Source organism: Candidatus Brevundimonas phytovorans, from assembly GCA_029203145.1.
Classification (GTDB): Bacteria; Pseudomonadota; Alphaproteobacteria; order Caulobacterales; family Caulobacteraceae; genus Brevundimonas; species Brevundimonas phytovorans.
Genome location: CP119309.1, coordinates 872,832 through 886,267 on the forward strand (window position 1 = coordinate 872,832; position 13,436 = coordinate 886,267).

General features: G+C 65.4%; 20 protein-coding genes. 18 read left to right on the forward strand and 2 right to left on the reverse strand.

Annotated features, from left to right (window positions below):
- The first annotated feature begins 1 nt into the window (after position 1).
- From rplX to P0Y52_04245, 17 genes are all read left to right on the forward strand, one after another.
- Complete coding sequence (gene rplX / locus P0Y52_04165) at positions 2–310, forward strand: 50S ribosomal protein L24 (protein WEK58734.1); 309 nt, start codon at positions 2–4, stop codon at positions 308–310.
- Positions 310–870, forward strand: coding sequence for a 50S ribosomal protein L5 (gene rplE / locus P0Y52_04170; GenBank protein WEK58735.1), 561 nt, complete (start codon positions 310–312; stop codon positions 868–870). Before rplX ends, rplE begins: the two co-directional genes overlap by 1 nt.
- Before the next feature lie 19 nt (positions 871–889).
- A complete protein-coding gene (gene rpsN / locus P0Y52_04175) occupies positions 890–1,195 on the forward strand; it encodes a 30S ribosomal protein S14 (protein ID WEK58736.1) in 306 nt (101 codons plus the stop codon).
- A 15-nt stretch (positions 1,196–1,210) separates the two neighbouring features.
- Positions 1,211–1,609 carry a 30S ribosomal protein S8 gene (rpsH, locus tag P0Y52_04180; protein WEK58737.1) on the forward strand — a complete coding sequence of 133 codons (399 nt, stop codon included), beginning with the start codon at positions 1,211–1,213 and terminating at the stop codon, positions 1,607–1,609.
- Position 1,610: 1 nt separating this feature from the next.
- Positions 1,611–2,144, forward strand: coding sequence for a 50S ribosomal protein L6 (gene rplF, locus P0Y52_04185; GenBank protein ID WEK58738.1), 534 nt, complete (start codon positions 1,611–1,613; stop codon positions 2,142–2,144).
- A 3-nt stretch (positions 2,145–2,147) separates the two neighbouring features.
- Complete coding sequence (gene rplR, locus P0Y52_04190; protein WEK58739.1) at positions 2,148–2,504, forward strand: 50S ribosomal protein L18; 357 nt, start codon at positions 2,148–2,150, stop codon at positions 2,502–2,504.
- A 13-nt stretch (positions 2,505–2,517) separates the two neighbouring features.
- Positions 2,518–3,123, forward strand: a complete 606-nt coding sequence (rpsE, locus tag P0Y52_04195; GenBank protein ID WEK58740.1) for a 30S ribosomal protein S5 — start codon at positions 2,518–2,520, stop codon at positions 3,121–3,123.
- Between the two features lie 5 nt (positions 3,124–3,128).
- Complete coding sequence (gene rpmD, locus P0Y52_04200) at positions 3,129–3,323, forward strand: 50S ribosomal protein L30 (protein WEK58741.1); 195 nt, start codon at positions 3,129–3,131, stop codon at positions 3,321–3,323.
- A gap of 166 nt (positions 3,324–3,489) precedes the next feature.
- Positions 3,490–4,083 (forward strand): 50S ribosomal protein L15, encoded by a 594-nt coding sequence (rplO, locus tag P0Y52_04205; protein WEK58742.1) that lies wholly within the window; start codon positions 3,490–3,492, stop codon positions 4,081–4,083.
- Between the two features lie 147 nt (positions 4,084–4,230).
- Complete coding sequence (secY, locus tag P0Y52_04210) at positions 4,231–5,610, forward strand: preprotein translocase subunit SecY (protein WEK58743.1); 1,380 nt, start codon at positions 4,231–4,233, stop codon at positions 5,608–5,610.
- A gap of 24 nt (positions 5,611–5,634) precedes the next feature.
- Positions 5,635–6,195 carry an adenylate kinase gene (locus tag P0Y52_04215; GenBank protein ID WEK58744.1) on the forward strand — a complete coding sequence of 187 codons (561 nt, stop codon included), beginning with the start codon at positions 5,635–5,637 and terminating at the stop codon, positions 6,193–6,195.
- A 61-nt stretch (positions 6,196–6,256) separates the two neighbouring features.
- On the forward strand, positions 6,257–6,979 hold the full coding sequence (locus P0Y52_04220) for a TonB family protein (GenBank protein WEK58745.1): 723 nt from the start codon (positions 6,257–6,259) through the stop codon (positions 6,977–6,979).
- 137 nt (positions 6,980–7,116) lie between these two features.
- Positions 7,117–7,485, forward strand: a complete 369-nt coding sequence (rpsM, locus tag P0Y52_04225) for a 30S ribosomal protein S13 (GenBank protein WEK58746.1) — start codon at positions 7,117–7,119, stop codon at positions 7,483–7,485.
- A gap of 14 nt (positions 7,486–7,499) precedes the next feature.
- Complete coding sequence (rpsK, locus tag P0Y52_04230; GenBank protein ID WEK58747.1) at positions 7,500–7,889, forward strand: 30S ribosomal protein S11; 390 nt, start codon at positions 7,500–7,502, stop codon at positions 7,887–7,889.
- Positions 7,890–7,983: 94 nt separating this feature from the next.
- The gene (locus P0Y52_04235) at positions 7,984–9,003 is read left to right on the forward strand and encodes a DNA-directed RNA polymerase subunit alpha (protein WEK58748.1); all 1,020 of its coding nucleotides are present in this window, start codon (positions 7,984–7,986) and stop codon (positions 9,001–9,003) included.
- A 118-nt stretch (positions 9,004–9,121) separates the two neighbouring features.
- Positions 9,122–9,541 (forward strand): 50S ribosomal protein L17, encoded by a 420-nt coding sequence (gene rplQ, locus P0Y52_04240; protein ID WEK58749.1) that lies wholly within the window; start codon positions 9,122–9,124, stop codon positions 9,539–9,541.
- Positions 9,542–9,647: 106 nt separating this feature from the next.
- Positions 9,648–10,118, forward strand: coding sequence for a GNAT family N-acetyltransferase (locus P0Y52_04245; GenBank protein ID WEK58750.1), 471 nt, complete (start codon positions 9,648–9,650; stop codon positions 10,116–10,118).
- 16 nt (positions 10,119–10,134) lie between these two features.
- On the opposite strand, the gene P0Y52_04250 is transcribed toward P0Y52_04245, so the two are convergent.
- Positions 10,135–10,992: an ABC transporter permease subunit gene (locus P0Y52_04250; GenBank protein ID WEK58751.1), complete on the reverse strand. Its 858-nt coding sequence runs from the start codon at positions 10,990–10,992 to the stop codon at positions 10,135–10,137.
- Complete coding sequence (locus tag P0Y52_04255; GenBank protein ID WEK59443.1) at positions 10,982–11,902, reverse strand: ABC transporter ATP-binding protein; 921 nt, start codon at positions 11,900–11,902, stop codon at positions 10,982–10,984. The genes P0Y52_04250 and P0Y52_04255 overlap by 11 nt, the downstream gene beginning before the upstream one ends.
- Before the next feature lie 100 nt (positions 11,903–12,002).
- Here P0Y52_04255 and P0Y52_04260 point away from each other — a divergent pair, with 100 nt between their 5' ends.
- Positions 12,003–13,238 (forward strand): ectonucleotide pyrophosphatase/phosphodiesterase, encoded by a 1,236-nt coding sequence (locus tag P0Y52_04260; GenBank protein WEK58752.1) that lies wholly within the window; start codon positions 12,003–12,005, stop codon positions 13,236–13,238.
- The last annotated feature ends 198 nt before the right edge of the window (positions 13,239–13,436 follow it).

Here is a 13,436-nt window from a genome sequence, read left to right on the forward strand (position 1 = left end):
TATGGCCGCCAAGATCAAGAAGGGCGACAAAGTCGTCGTCCTGACCGGCAAGGACAAGGGACGCACCGGCCAGGTGCTGAAGGTCCTGCCGACCGAAAATCGCGTCGTCGTGCAAGGCGTCAACATGGTTCAGCGCCACACGCGCCCGACCCAGGCTGACCCGCAAGGCGGCATCAAGCACAAGGAAGCCTCGCTTCACCTGTCGAACGTCGCAGTCGCCGACGCCAACGGCAAGGCGACCCGCGTCGGCTTCAAGGTCGAAGGCGACGCCAAGGTTCGCTTCGCCAAGACCACGGGAGACGTCATCTAATGGCTGACACCAAGTACACGCCGCGTCTCAAGACCGAGTATCAGGACCGCATCCGCGCCGTCCTGAAAGAGCAGTTCGGTTACACCAACGAGATGCAGGTCCCCAAGCTGGACAAGATCGTCCTGAACATGGGTATCGGTGAAGCTGTCGCCGACTCCAAGAAGGTCAACCTGGCCCTCAAGGATCTGACGGCCATCGCCGGCCAGAAGGCTGTGCCGACCAAGGCTCGTAACTCCATCGCCGGCTTCAAGCTGCGTGAAGGCATGGTCATCGGCGGCAAGGTTACGCTGCGCGGCGCCCAGATGTACGAATTCCTGGACCGGTTCATCACGATCGCGCTGCCGCGCGTGAAGGATTTCCGCGGCCTGAAGGGAACCTCGTTCGACGGTCGTGGCAACTACGCCACGGGTCTGAAGGAGCACATCGTGTTCCCCGAGATCAACTACGACCAGATCGACCAGATGTGGGGCATGGACATCGTTGTCTGCACCACGGCCAAGACCGATGCGGAAGCCAAGGCTCTCCTCACCGAGTTCAAGTTCCCGTTCGTGAAGAACTGAGCGGGAAGGGAAGAGAACAATGGCTAAGAAAAGCGCCGTAAACCGTAACGAAGCCGTCAAGGCTCTGGTTGCGAAGTATGCCGCAAAGCGGGCCGCCCTCAAGGCGACCGCCAACGACGAGAGCCTGCCGCTGGAAGAGCGTTTCGACGCTCGCCTGAAGCTGGCTGAGCTGCCGCGCAACTCGGCTCCGTCGCGCATCCGCAACCGCTGCGAAGTGACGGGCCGTCCGCGGGCCTTCTACCGCAAGCTGAAGATGAGCCGGATCGCCATGCGCGAGCTGGGCAACCTGGGGCAGATCCCCGGCCTGACCAAGTCGAGCTGGTAAGGGGAGCGAACAGATATGATGATCAACGATCCCCTGAGCGACATGATCGCTCGCATCAAGAACGCGGCGACCCGCAAGCGTTCCAAGGTGCTGACCCCGGCCTCGCGTCTGCGCCAGCGCGTCCTCGACGTGCTGCAGGACGAAGGCTACATCCGCGGCTATTCGCTGGTTCAAAACCCCGGCGAGTTCCCGCAGTTCGAGATCGAGCTGAAGTACTTCGACGGCCAGCCGGTGATCGCTGAGATCGCCCGCGTGTCGAAGCCTGGCCGCCGCGTCTATTCGGCCATCAACGATCTGAAGCCGATCAAGAACGGCCTCGGCATCTCGATCCTTTCGACTTCGAAGGGCGTCATGTCCGACGCCAACGCCCGCGACGCTAACGTCGGCGGCGAAGTCCTCTGCAGGGTCTACTGATATGTCCCGTATTGGCAAGAAAACCGTTGCTCTGCCGAAGGGCGTGACTGTCACGCTCAACGGTCAGACCGTCTCGGTCAAGGGTCCCAAGGGCGAACGCACCTGGACCGTGGCCGACGAAATCGAAGTGACCCAGGGCGACGAGGGCCTGACCCTCGCGCCGCGTATGGACACGCCTCGCGCTCGCGCGATGTGGGGTCTGTCGCGCACCCTGGTCGACAACATGGTTGTCGGCGTCACCGAAGGCTTCGAGAAGACCCTGGAACTGGTCGGCGTGGGTTACCGCGCCGCCCTGAAGGGTCAGTCGCTGTCGCTGCAACTCGGCTTCTCGCATGAAGTCGACGTCGCACCGCCCGCCGGCATCACCTTCGTCGTGCCCAAGCAGACCGAGATCAAGATCTCGGGCAATGACAAGCAGGTCGTTGGTGAAATCGCCGCCACCATCCGCAAGCTGCGTCCGCCGGAGCCCTACAAGGGCAAGGGCGTGCGTTACTCGGGCGAGACCGTCCGGCGCAAGGAAGGCAAGAAGAAGTAAGTCATGGCTCTTTCTCTGCAACAACAAGCCAAGCGCCGCGCCGAACGCAACCGTCGTCGCCTCAAGGCTGTCGCCAACGGTCGCCTGCGTCTGTCGGTCTTCCGCTCGGACAAGAACATCTCGGCTCAGATCATCGACGACGCCCAGGGCGTCACCGTGGTCGCCGCCTCGTCGCTGGAAGGCGGCAAGGGTTCCAAGGGTTCGGACGTCGCTGCTGCGACCGCCATTGGCAAGCTGATCGCCGAACGCGCCAAGGAGAAGGGCGTCACCGACGTCGTCTTCGACCGCGGTGGCTACATCTATCACGGCCGCGTCAAGGCGCTGGCGGAGGCCGCGCGTGAAGCCGGCCTGAACTTCTAAGGGATCGAGAAGCATGGCTCGTGAACCCCAACGCGGACAAGGTGGTCAGAACCGCGACCGCCGCGACCGTAACGCCCCCGCTGTCGACGGTCCGGATTCGGACATCGTCGAAAAGCTGGTGCACATCAACCGCGTCGCCGCCACCGTTAAGGGCGGACGTCGTTTCTCGTTCGCAGCCCTGATGGTTGTGGGCGACGGCAAGGGCCGGGTCGGCTTCGGTCATGGCAAGGCGCGTGAAGTGCCGGAAGCCATCCGCAAGGCGACTGAAGAAGCCAAGAAGACCATGATCCGCGTGCCTCTTCGTGAGAACCGCACCCTGCACCACGACGGCAACGGCCGTTGGGGCGCTGGCAAGATCATGATGCGCGCTGCCCCTCCCGGCACGGGCGTCATCGCCGGCGGTCCGATGCGTGCGGTCCTCGAAACCCTCGGCGTCCAAGACGTCGTCGGCAAGTCGACCGGTTCGTCGAACCCGTACAACATGATCCGCGCGACCTTCGAAGCTCTGAAGGTTCAATCGTCGCCGCGTCAGGTTGCTGCAAAGCGTGGCAAGAAGGTCGCCGACCTGATGGGCCGCCGCAACGACGGCGCCTCGGCGCCTGAAGCTGTCGAGGGCTGATAGACATGGCCAAGAACGAAAAAGCCACCGTCACGGTCCGCCAGACGGCCAGCCCGATCCGCCGCAAGGCTGATCAGCGCGCCACTCTGTCGGGTCTGGGTCTGAACCGCATCGGCCGTGAGTCGACGCTGGAAGACACCCCCTCGGTCCGCGGGATGATCGCCAAGGTCGCCCACATGGTCGAAGTGGTCGAAAAATAAGCGGATGCGCCCTTCCTCGGTCACGGGGGAGGGCGTTTCTCTTTTGAAGAAGCATCTTGCGATGCTGCGTCGGGCCGCCTAGAAGCGGCCCTTCAATTTATCCAACGCCGAGTCAGGCGCGATCATTGCGATCACCCTGGCGCTAGCACCCGAAAGGATCAGGCATATGAAACTGAACGAAATTCGCGACAACGAAGGCGCCCACAAGAAGCGTATGCGCGTCGGCCGCGGCCCGGGTTCGGGCAAGGGCAAGACCGCCGGTCGCGGCGTCAAGGGTCAGAAGTCGCGTTCGGGCGTCGCCATCGGCGGCTTCGAAGGCGGTCAAATGCCGCTGTACATGCGTATGCCCAAGCGCGGCTTCAACAACGCCAACGCTCTGAAGCTGGCCGAAGTGAACCTGTGGCGCGTGCAGGAAGCCATCGACGCCGGCAAGCTGGACGCCAAGGCTGAGATCAACGGCGCCGCCCTGGTGGCCGCCGGCGTGATCCGTCGCGTCAAGGACGGCGTGCGCGTTCTGGGTGAAGGCGAACTCAAGGCCAAGCTGAACCTGGTCGTCTGGTCGGCCTCGTCGGGCGCCATCAAGTCCATCGAAGCCGCTGGCGGTTCGGTCGAGCAACAGCGCATCGCCGCTGAAGCCAAGGCCGCTGCTCGCGTCGCCAAGCGCGAAGCCGCCAAGGGCAAGGTCCCGCCGGCCAAGACCCCGCTGGGCGACGCCAACAAGATCTCGGCCCGCGCCAAACGCGCTGCGGCCAAGGCCTAAATCGATATCGTCATCCCGTGCGAGCGCTGCTGATGCGGCGTTCGCCGGGATTGTCCGCACCGGGATGACGAAAATCATGAAAGCGGCCCTCGCAAGACGGCCGCTTTCCGCCTATCTGACGACGGGCATAGTCGTGGGGACCGCGTAATGGCTTCGGCCGCTGAACAACTCGCCGCCAATATGAACATGGGCTCCTTCGCGAAAGCGACGGAGCTGCACAAACGCCTGCTGTTCACGCTGGGCGCGCTGCTGGTCTATCGGATCGGCACCTATGTTCCGATTCCGGGCATTAATTCCGAGGCCTTCCTGGCCTTCTTCCAGAACCCTGATGGCCAGCGCGGCATCCTGGACATGTTCAACATGTTCTCGGGCGGCGCGGTCGAGCGTATGGCCGTGTTCGCGTTGAACGTGATGCCCTACATCTCGGCCTCGATCATCGTGCAGCTGATGGGCGCGGTTTATCCGCCCTGGGAGAAGCTGAAGAAGGAAGGCGGCGAAAGCGGTCGCAAGCAGCTGAACCAGTACACCCGTTACCTGACGGTGTTCCTGGCGCTGGCCCAGTCCTTCGGCATCGCTGCGGGCCTCAACGCCCAGGCCGGTCTGATCGACCAACCGGGCATCTTCTTCATCATCTCGACGGTCACGACCCTGACCGGCGGCACCATGTTCCTGATGTGGCTGGGTGAGCAGGTGACGGCGCGCGGCGTCGGCAACGGCATCTCGCTGATCATCTTCGCCGGTATCGTGGCGGTTCTGCCGTCGACCGTGGCCCGCCTGCTGGGCCTGGCCCAACAGGGCCAGATGTCGGTCTTCGCCCTGCTGTTCATCGCCATCATGGCGGTGGCCGTGATCGTCTTCATCGTCTTCATGGAACGCGCTCAGCGCCGGCTTCTGATCCAGTATCCGAAGCGCCAGGAAGGCAACCGCATGACGGGCGGCGAACGCTCCTTCCTGCCGCTGAAGGTCAACACCGCCGGCGTCATCCCGGCCATCTTCGCCTCGTCGCTGCTGATGCTGCCGACGACGGTCGCCACCTTCACCGCCCAGGCCAATCTGCCCGAGTGGATGAGCTGGCTGCCGCTGGTGACGGCGCAGCTGACGCACGGCCAGCCGCTGTTCATGATCCTGTATGCGGTCCTGATCGTCTTCTTCTGCTTCTTCTACACCTCGATCACCTTCAACCCCGAGGACACGGCCGAGAACCTGCGCAAGTACGGCGGCTTCCTGCCGGGCATTCGTCCGGGCAAGCGTACGGCCGAGTATCTGGACTATGTCCTGACGCGCCTGACGGTGATCGGCGCCGCCTACATCACCGCCGTCTGCCTGCTGCCCGAGTTCCTGGTCAGCAGCATGGGCAACAGCCTCTACTTCGGAGGAACGTCTATCTTGATCGTCGTGTCGGTCACGATGGACACTGTGGCCCAGATCCAGTCCCAACTGCTGGCCCACCAGTACGAAGGTCTGATCAAGAAGGCCAAGCTGCGTGGTCGTGGCGGTCGGGGCGGCAGCGCCCCCGCCCGGCGCTGATAATCGGGTAGGGGAGCCCGTACGATGAACCTGATCCTGTTCGGGCCGCCCGCGGCCGGCAAAGGCACGCAAGCCAAGCGTCTGGTCGAGGAGCGGGGCATGATCCAGCTCTCGACCGGCGACATGCTTCGCGCCGCCATCGCGTCCGGCTCGGAGCTGGGCCTCAAGGTCAAGGACGTGCTGGCGCGCGGCGACCTCGTCACCGACGAGATCGTCATCGCCCTGATCGAAGACCGACTGCCGGAGGCCGAGGCCGCTGGCGGCGCCATCTTCGACGGTTTTCCGCGCAACGTGGCCCAGGCCGAGGCTCTGGACGCCATGCTGGCCAAGCGCGGCGCCCGGATCGACCGCGTCGTCCGCCTCAAGGTCGATGACGAAGCCCTGACCGCCCGGATCGCCAAGCGGTTCGCCGAGCAGGGCCGCCCGGACGACAATCCCGACACCTTCAAGGATCGCCTGGGGGTCTACAACGCCCAGACCGCCCCGCTGCTTCCCTATTATGAAGCCCAGGGCAAGCTGACCGAGATCGATGGCATGGGCGACATCGCCGCTGTCGCCGCCGCCATCGACGGCGCTCTGGCCTAGCCTCTGATCGGAAGCGGGGTTCGGGCGTTAGACGTTCGGGTATCCGCTTCAAGGGGCGAAGATGAGCAGCAGATTGTCTCGAAACGCCAGGTTCGCCACGGCGGTTCTGGCCATCGGGGCGCTGCATCTGGGGCTGTTTGTTCAGCTGGGGCGTCTGCAGCCCCAGTCGCCCCCCATAGTCTTGTCGCGGCCGGTCGAGGTAGAGCTCGTCCGGCCGTCGCCAATTCCGCCTCCGCCGGCTCCGCGCCCGCCGGCTCCGCCCAAGGCCGCGCCGACCGAAGGCGGCGGCGCCCCTGCCGCCCCCTCGCGGGTTCATCAGCCGCCAAAGAAGAGCGAGCGTCCACCGGAGGTGGCGGCCCCGGCCAAGCCAGCGCCCGCGCCGCCGCTGGTCATCGGCGTGGGGCCGGAGGCCAGCCCGACCGCGGGGCAGGGGCAGGGCGGCCAGGGGACCGGATCCGGCGCCGGACAGGGCTCTGGCTCGGGACCGGCGGCCGGGGACGGCCCTCCGCGTCTGATCCAGGGGCCGACCAAGGACCAGTTGAGGCGGCTGCATCCGCGCGAGGCCTTCCGCCAGCGTCTCAACGGCAGGGCCAGCATCACCTGCCGTATCCGTATCGACACGCGACTGGAGGATTGCCGGGTTGTGGACGAGACGCCGTCCGGGCGTGGATTCGGCGAGGCGGCTCTTGCAGCCTCAGCCTATTTCCGCTTTCGTCCTCCGACGCGCGATGGTCGCCCTGTTGAAGGACGCGAGGTCACTGTGGGTGTGGAGTTCATGCCTTGATCGGCCGCCGCGTCGGCGCGCCCGTTGACGCCATCCGAATCCCCTGTATAAGGGCGGCTTCCGCGAAGGGCGCACACGCTCCTGGTCTGTTGACCGGAGCGGTTTCCGCGTCTGTTTAAGCGTATCTGGAGATTCTCGTGGCCCGTATCGCTGGCGTCAACATTCCGACCAACAAGCGCGTCGAAATCGCGCTTCAGTACATCCATGGCATCGGCGCACACGCCGCCAAGGAAATCACCGCGAAGGTCGGCATTGAGCCGGCTCGCCGCGTGAACCAACTGACTGACGCCGAAGTCCTGCAGATCCGTGAAACGATCGACAAGGACCACACCGTCGAAGGCGACCTGCGCCGTGAGACGTCGATGAACATCAAGCGTCTGATGGACCTGGCCTGCTACCGCGGCCTGCGTCACCGCAAGGGCCTGCCGGTCCGCGGTCAGCGCACGCACACCAACGCCCGCACCCGCAAGGGTCCGGCCAAGCCGATCGCCGGCAAGAAGAAGTAAGAGAGGGCTGATCGATGGCCAAGGAACCGGGTCGCGTAAAGAAGCGCGAGCGCAAGAACATCACGTCGGGCGTCGCTCACGTGAACGCCTCTTTCAACAACACCATGATCACGATCACGGACGCCCAGGGGAACGCGATTTCCTGGTCTTCGGCTGGTCACATGGGCTTCAAGGGTTCGCGTAAGTCGACCCCTTACGCCGCCCAGATGGCTGCTGAAGATGCAGGCAAGAAGGCTCAAGAGCACGGCGTGAAGACGCTGGAAGTCAACGTCTCGGGTCCGGGTTCCGGCCGTGAGTCGGCGCTTCGCGCTCTGCAGTCCGTCGGCCTGACGATCACGACCATCCGCGACGTCACCCCGATGCCGCACAATGGTTGCCGTCCGCCCAAGCGTCGCCGCGTTTAATCGCGACCACGTTTCAGGCACCCCCAATCTCCGTCGGCTCCACCATGGCCTCGTCGACAAGGCCGGAGCCGACGAAATCCGTTCGAGGGACTCTATGATCGAAAGAAACTGGCAAGAGCTGATCCGTCCCGAGAAGCCGCAAGTCGAGGGCGGCTCCGACCCGCTGCGCAAGGCGCGTCTGGTCGCTGAGCCCCTCGAACGTGGTTTCGGTGTGACGCTCGGCAACGCGCTTCGTCGCGTTCTGCTGTCCTCGCTGCAAGGCGCGGCGGTCACGGCCATCCAGATCGACGGCGTTGTTCACGAGTTCTCGTCGCTGGAAGGCGTGCGGGAAGACGTGGTCGACATCGTTCTGAACATCAAGCAACTGGCGCTGCGCATGCACGCCGAAGGCCCCAAGCGCATGACTCTGCGCGCCACGGGCCCCGGCGTCGTCACGGCGGCTCAGATCGAAGCTCCGGCTGACATCGAGGTTCTGAACCCCGATCACGTCATCTGCACCCTGGATGATGGCGCTTCGATCCGCATGGAACTGACGGTCCAGAACGGCAAGGGCTACGTCGCCGCCGAACTGAACCGCCCGGAAGATGCGCCGATCGGCCTGATCGCCGTCGACGCCCTGTACTCGCCGGTCAAGCGTGTCGCCTATCGCGTCGAGCCGACCCGCCAGGGCCAGTCGATGGATTACGACAAGCTGATCCTGGAAGTTGAAACCAACGGCGCCGTCTCGCCGGTTGACGCGGTGGCTTACGCTGCCCGCATCCTGCAAGACCAGCTGCAGATCTTCATCACCTTCGACGAGCCGACCAAGGCGGTTGAGGCCACGGACGGCAAGCCCGACCTGCCCTTCAACCCGGCCCTGCTCAAGAAGGTCGACGAGCTGGAGCTGTCGGTCCGTTCGGCGAACTGCCTGAAGAACGACAACATCGTCTACATCGGCGACCTGATCCAGAAGACCGAGGGCGAAATGCTTCGCACCCCGAACTTCGGCCGCAAGTCGCTGAACGAGATCAAGGAAGTTCTCGCGACGATGGGCCTGTCGCTCGGCATGGACGTGCCGAACTGGCCGCCCGAAAACATCGAAGATCTGGCCAAAAAGTTCGACGACCAGATCTGATCATCAACCCTCCGCCCAGCGCCCTTCGGGGCGCGGATGGGGCGGTTAGAATGAACAAGGCCCCAGGTCCCGCCCCTTTGTTAAGGCCGGAAACCAGGGTTGAGTAGGAGAGACCCCGATGCGCCACGGCGCCGCTTACCGCAAGCTCGGCCGTACGGTCAGCCACCGCCAAGCCATGTTCGCCAACATGGCCGCCTCGCTGATCAAGCACGAGCAGATCACGACCACCCTGCCGAAGGCGAAGGAACTGCGTCCCTTCGTTGAGAAGCTGGTCACGCTGGCTAAAAAGGGCGACCTGCACGCTCGTCGTCAGGCCATCAGCGCCGTCCGCGACGTGCCGCAAGTCGGCAAGCTGTTCGAAACGATCGGCCCGCGCTACGCCGAACGTTCGGGCGGTTACATCCGCATCATGAAGGCCGGCTTCCGTCACGGCGACAACGCCGCGATGGCCGTGATCGAGTTCGTCGACCGCGACACCGCCGCCAAGGGCCTGGACTCGGGTCCGGTCTATGCGATCGAAGGCGACGACGAAGCTTAATCGCTTCATCGGCTTGAGACATTGAAGGGGCGGCTGGAGCGATCCGGCCGCCCTTTTCGTTTGTCTGCACGCTTGTCGCCTCGCGGCGAGCGGGCGATAGGGCGGCATGAGTACGGTTGAAGATCGCATCGTCGCCTATACCCCCGTCCATGCGGACGCTTGGAAACGGCTGAACACCGACTGGCTTGTGGAAGGCGGCTTTGTCCTGGAAGCCAAGGATCATCTGACCCTCGACGACCCCGAGGGGCAGATCCTCTCCAAGGGCGGCCATATCTTCTTTGCCGAGCGGGATGGCGTGGCCGTCGGCTGCTGCGGCCTGATCGCCATGGCGGACGGCGGGTTCGAAGTCACCAAGATGACGGTGCGGCCGGAGGCGCGGGGCGGGGGCCTGGCCTTGCGCCTGCTGGAGGTCTGTGAGGCGACGGCGCGGGATGCGGGCGCCCACCGCCTCTATCTGGAGACGAGTTCGACGCTGGGGCCGGCGCTGGGTCTCTACGCCCGCTTCGGTTTCGTGCACCTGCCGCCGCAGCCGACGCCCTATGCGCGGGCAGACGTCTGGATGGAGAAGCGGCTGTAGCGGCGCGTCGCGTCGCCTACTCTTTCGACAGGTCCTGACGGCTGAACCACCACAGGGCCAGGCTGAACGGGACGAGGGACCACAGGGCCAGGCTGGCGACGGCGCGCAGCACGACGCCGTCTTGCAGGACAGCCGTCGGGACGCCGCCCAGGATGACCGCCTTCAAGGCTTCATAGGCAGCGCCAGGAAACAGCAGCAGGGTCTGCCAGTCGGCGGCGCTCCATCCCACAATGGGGGCGAGGGTGACGAGGAAGGCCTGAGCGACGCCGATGACCAGAGGCACGAACAGGGCCGCCAGCTGAGAGCGCGTCAGGACGGCCGTCAGCAGGCTGAGCAGCAGAAACTGGACGACCCGCACGAAGGCCAGCAGGAAGAGGAGGCCGAAGGTCAGGGCTTCCTCGCCGCCGAAGCGGAACACCAGATCCTGGTCGAGGACGACGCCCTTGATAGCTGCGCCGAGCAGGGCGGCCGCCAGGAACAGGATCAGGCCCGCCAGGGTCATCAGCTTGACCGCGCCGACCTTGCCCATGATCAGGTTGGGGCGGCTGTTGCGCGCGGTGATCAGGCGCCAGGTCTCCCAGCGGTAGTCGCTGGAAAAGACGGTCGCCGCGCCGATCAGCAGGAAGGCCAACAGGGCAGGGTTGGCCAATTGGCCAGCGGCGGACAGCAGGGTGTCGCCCAGATCAAGGGCGGCCCGGGCTGAGGCCAGCTGAGGCGGCAACTGGGCGGCCATACGGTCGACCTTGGCGTCGATCACGGCGCCGCCGATCAGGACGGCCAGCCACACCAGCGGCACGAAGATCAGGCTCCACGACAGGACCGTGCGGTTCTTGAGCAGGCGCCAGGATTCGGAGCGGACGGCGTCAGCCAGCATGGAGGGCCTCCCGGACTTGAGCGTCGGTGCGTGCGGGGCCGGTCTCGGCCATGAAGACGCTTTCCAGATCGGCGCCGACCCAGCGGGCCTCGTCGATGTCCACGCCCTGTTCGATCAGGGCGCGCAGCAGGGCGGGGCCTTCGGCGCGGGGGATGGCGGCCAGGACAGCGTCGCCGTCCAGCGTCGCCTTGTCGCCCAGCACGCCCATGATCGTGGCCAGAGGCGTGGCTGACAGGCGCAGACGCTCGCCTGAGGCGGTCAGTTCGCTGACCTTGCCCTCGGCGGCCAGGGCGCCGCGATTGAAGATGGCCACGCGGTCGCAGACGCGCTGGACCTCGAGCAGTTGGTGGCTGGCCAGGATGATGGTCACGCCGTCGTCGTCGGCCAGGCTGCGGATCAGGGCGCGCATCTCCTGGATGCCGGGCGGGTCCATGCCGCTGGTCGGTTCATCGAGGATGACGAGGTCCGGCCTGGTCATCAGGGCGGCGGCGACGCCGAGGCGCTGCAACATGCCGACCGAAAAGCCGCGCACCTTGCGATGGGCGGCCTCGGTCAGGCCGACGCGATCCAGCCAGGCGTCGATGGCGGCGTCCTTGCGGCCGTGCGCCAGCGCCAGCCATTGGAGCACCTGACGCGCGGTCATGTAGGGCGGGAAGCGGGGCGTCTCGATCATGGAGCCGATGCGGCGCATGACGGCGGGATCGCCCGCGTGCTGGCCTAGAACCCGGACGTCGCCCGTCGTCGGCCGGATCAGGCCCAGCAGGATGCGGAACAGGGTGGACTTGCCGGCGCCGTTCGGCCCCAGCACGCCGTAGACCCCGCCGCGCGGGATGGAGAGGCTGAGCCCGTCCAGAGCGCGCACGGCGCCATAGGTCTTGGTCAGGCCGGTCGTTTCGATCACAGCGGTCATGCGGTCGAGCTTGGCGCGATGGGGATAAAGCAGCAAGGCGTCTTCTGCCTGTCGCAGATTAAGCTTAGGCAATCTCCCCGAAGTCGCTTCGGAGTTCCCCATGTTTTCTCGCGTTGCGGGCCTGTGTCTGGCCCTGCTGCTGACGGCCTGCGCCAGCACCCCTGTTCAACAGGCTGAGCCTCAAGCCGCGCTGGCCTCTGAACGGCCTTTGGTCATGCTGGTCTCCATCGACGGCTTCCGCGCCGACTATCTGGATCGGGGCATTACGCCCAACCTGTCGCGACTGGCGGGCGAGGGGGCGACAGGGCCGATGCGGCCGTCCTTCCCGAGCGTGACCTTCCCCAATCACTACACCCTAGTCACGGGCCTGCACCCCGACCACCACGGCATCGTCGGCAACAACATGATCGACGCCGAGCTGGGGCGGTTCAGTCTGGGCAACAAGCAGGCCGTGACGGACCGCCGTTGGTGGGACCAGGGCGAGCCGATCTGGGTCTCGGCCGAGAAGGCAGGGGTCAAGACCGCCACCATGTTCTGGCCGGGCTCGGAGGCCGATATTCGCGGCGTGCGTCCGACCTACTGGACCAGCTTCGATCAGGGCATGCCGGGCGATGCGCGCGTGGACCGGGTGCTGCAATGGATGGACCTGCCGGCGGATCAGCGGCCGCAACTGACCACTCTCTATTTCGACATCGTCGACACCCAGGGCCACCACTATGGTCCCGACGCGCCAGAGACCGCCGAAGCGATCCGCTCGGTCGACGCCTCCATCGGGCGTCTGGTGGAGGGGCTGAAGGCGCGGGGTCTCTATGAGCGCACGGTGCTGGTGGTGGTGTCGGACCACGGCATGGCGGCGACCTCGCCCGAGCGGGTGACGTGGATCGACGACCTGATCGACCCTGCGGCGATCCAGATCGTCTATTCCGGCGCCGTCACTTTCCTGAACCCCGTGGCCGGTCACGAGGCCGAGGTCGAGGCGGCCCTGTTGGGGTCCCGCCCGCATCTGGACTGCTGGAAGAAGAGCGAGATTCCGGCGCGCTTCGTGCTGGGCTCCAACCCGCGCGTTTCGGCCATCGTCTGTGCTTCCGAGCCGGGCTGGACCTTCACGACCAGGGCGCGGCCGGTGACCAAGCCGGGCGGGGCGCATGGCTATGACAACCAGTCGCCTGAGATGGCGGCCATCTTCATCGCCCATGGACCGGGCGTGGTTCAGGGGCGGCGGTTGACCGATCTGGACAGCGTGGATGTTCAGCCCTTCCTGGCGCGTCTGCTGGGCGTCGATGCGCCGCGTGGCGACGGGCGGGCGGCGGATACGCTGCCGGTGACGACGCGCTGAGGTCGTTCACCTCAAGATGGGGCGTTTTCTGCGGTCCCGGATAGCCCTGCGGGCTTCCGGGATGACGGGAGGGAGAGGAACTCGCCGGAGGTCACGGCCGTTTGATCCGGGCGGGCCTCAGGCTTGGCTGTTGGCCTTGATCCTGTCCCAAAACCGTTGCGCAATGCGGCAAAGCCTTCCGAACGAGACTCTGACGAT

Excerpts from the sequence above, each read along its gene's own strand:
- rplX (WEK58734.1), top strand. The coding sequence starts at position 2 with ATGGCCGCCAAGATCAAGAAGGGCGACAAAGTCGTCGTCCTGACCGGC.
- rplE (WEK58735.1), top strand. The coding sequence starts at position 310 with ATGGCTGACACCAAGTACACGCCGCGTCTCAAGACCGAGTATCAGGAC.
- rpsN (WEK58736.1), top strand. The coding sequence starts at position 890 with ATGGCTAAGAAAAGCGCCGTAAACCGTAACGAAGCCGTCAAGGCTCTG.
- rpsH (WEK58737.1), top strand. The coding sequence starts at position 1,211 with ATGATGATCAACGATCCCCTGAGCGACATGATCGCTCGCATCAAGAAC.
- rplF (WEK58738.1), top strand. The coding sequence starts at position 1,611 with ATGTCCCGTATTGGCAAGAAAACCGTTGCTCTGCCGAAGGGCGTGACT.
- rplR (WEK58739.1), top strand. The coding sequence starts at position 2,148 with ATGGCTCTTTCTCTGCAACAACAAGCCAAGCGCCGCGCCGAACGCAAC.
- rpsE (WEK58740.1), top strand. The coding sequence starts at position 2,518 with ATGGCTCGTGAACCCCAACGCGGACAAGGTGGTCAGAACCGCGACCGC.
- rpmD (WEK58741.1), top strand. The coding sequence starts at position 3,129 with ATGGCCAAGAACGAAAAAGCCACCGTCACGGTCCGCCAGACGGCCAGC.
- rplO (WEK58742.1), top strand. The coding sequence starts at position 3,490 with ATGAAACTGAACGAAATTCGCGACAACGAAGGCGCCCACAAGAAGCGT.
- secY (WEK58743.1), top strand. The coding sequence starts at position 4,231 with ATGGCTTCGGCCGCTGAACAACTCGCCGCCAATATGAACATGGGCTCC.
- P0Y52_04215 (WEK58744.1), top strand. The coding sequence starts at position 5,635 with ATGAACCTGATCCTGTTCGGGCCGCCCGCGGCCGGCAAAGGCACGCAA.
- P0Y52_04220 (WEK58745.1), top strand. The coding sequence starts at position 6,257 with ATGAGCAGCAGATTGTCTCGAAACGCCAGGTTCGCCACGGCGGTTCTG.
- rpsK (WEK58747.1), top strand. The coding sequence starts at position 7,500 with ATGGCCAAGGAACCGGGTCGCGTAAAGAAGCGCGAGCGCAAGAACATC.
- P0Y52_04235 (WEK58748.1), top strand. The coding sequence starts at position 7,984 with ATGATCGAAAGAAACTGGCAAGAGCTGATCCGTCCCGAGAAGCCGCAA.
- rplQ (WEK58749.1), top strand. The coding sequence starts at position 9,122 with ATGCGCCACGGCGCCGCTTACCGCAAGCTCGGCCGTACGGTCAGCCAC.
- P0Y52_04245 (WEK58750.1), top strand. The coding sequence starts at position 9,648 with ATGAGTACGGTTGAAGATCGCATCGTCGCCTATACCCCCGTCCATGCG.
- P0Y52_04250 (WEK58751.1), bottom strand. The coding sequence starts at position 10,992 with ATGCTGGCTGACGCCGTCCGCTCCGAATCCTGGCGCCTGCTCAAGAAC.
- P0Y52_04255 (WEK59443.1), bottom strand. The coding sequence starts at position 11,902 with ATGACCGCTGTGATCGAAACGACCGGCCTGACCAAGACCTATGGCGCC.
- P0Y52_04260 (WEK58752.1), top strand. The coding sequence starts at position 12,003 with ATGTTTTCTCGCGTTGCGGGCCTGTGTCTGGCCCTGCTGCTGACGGCC.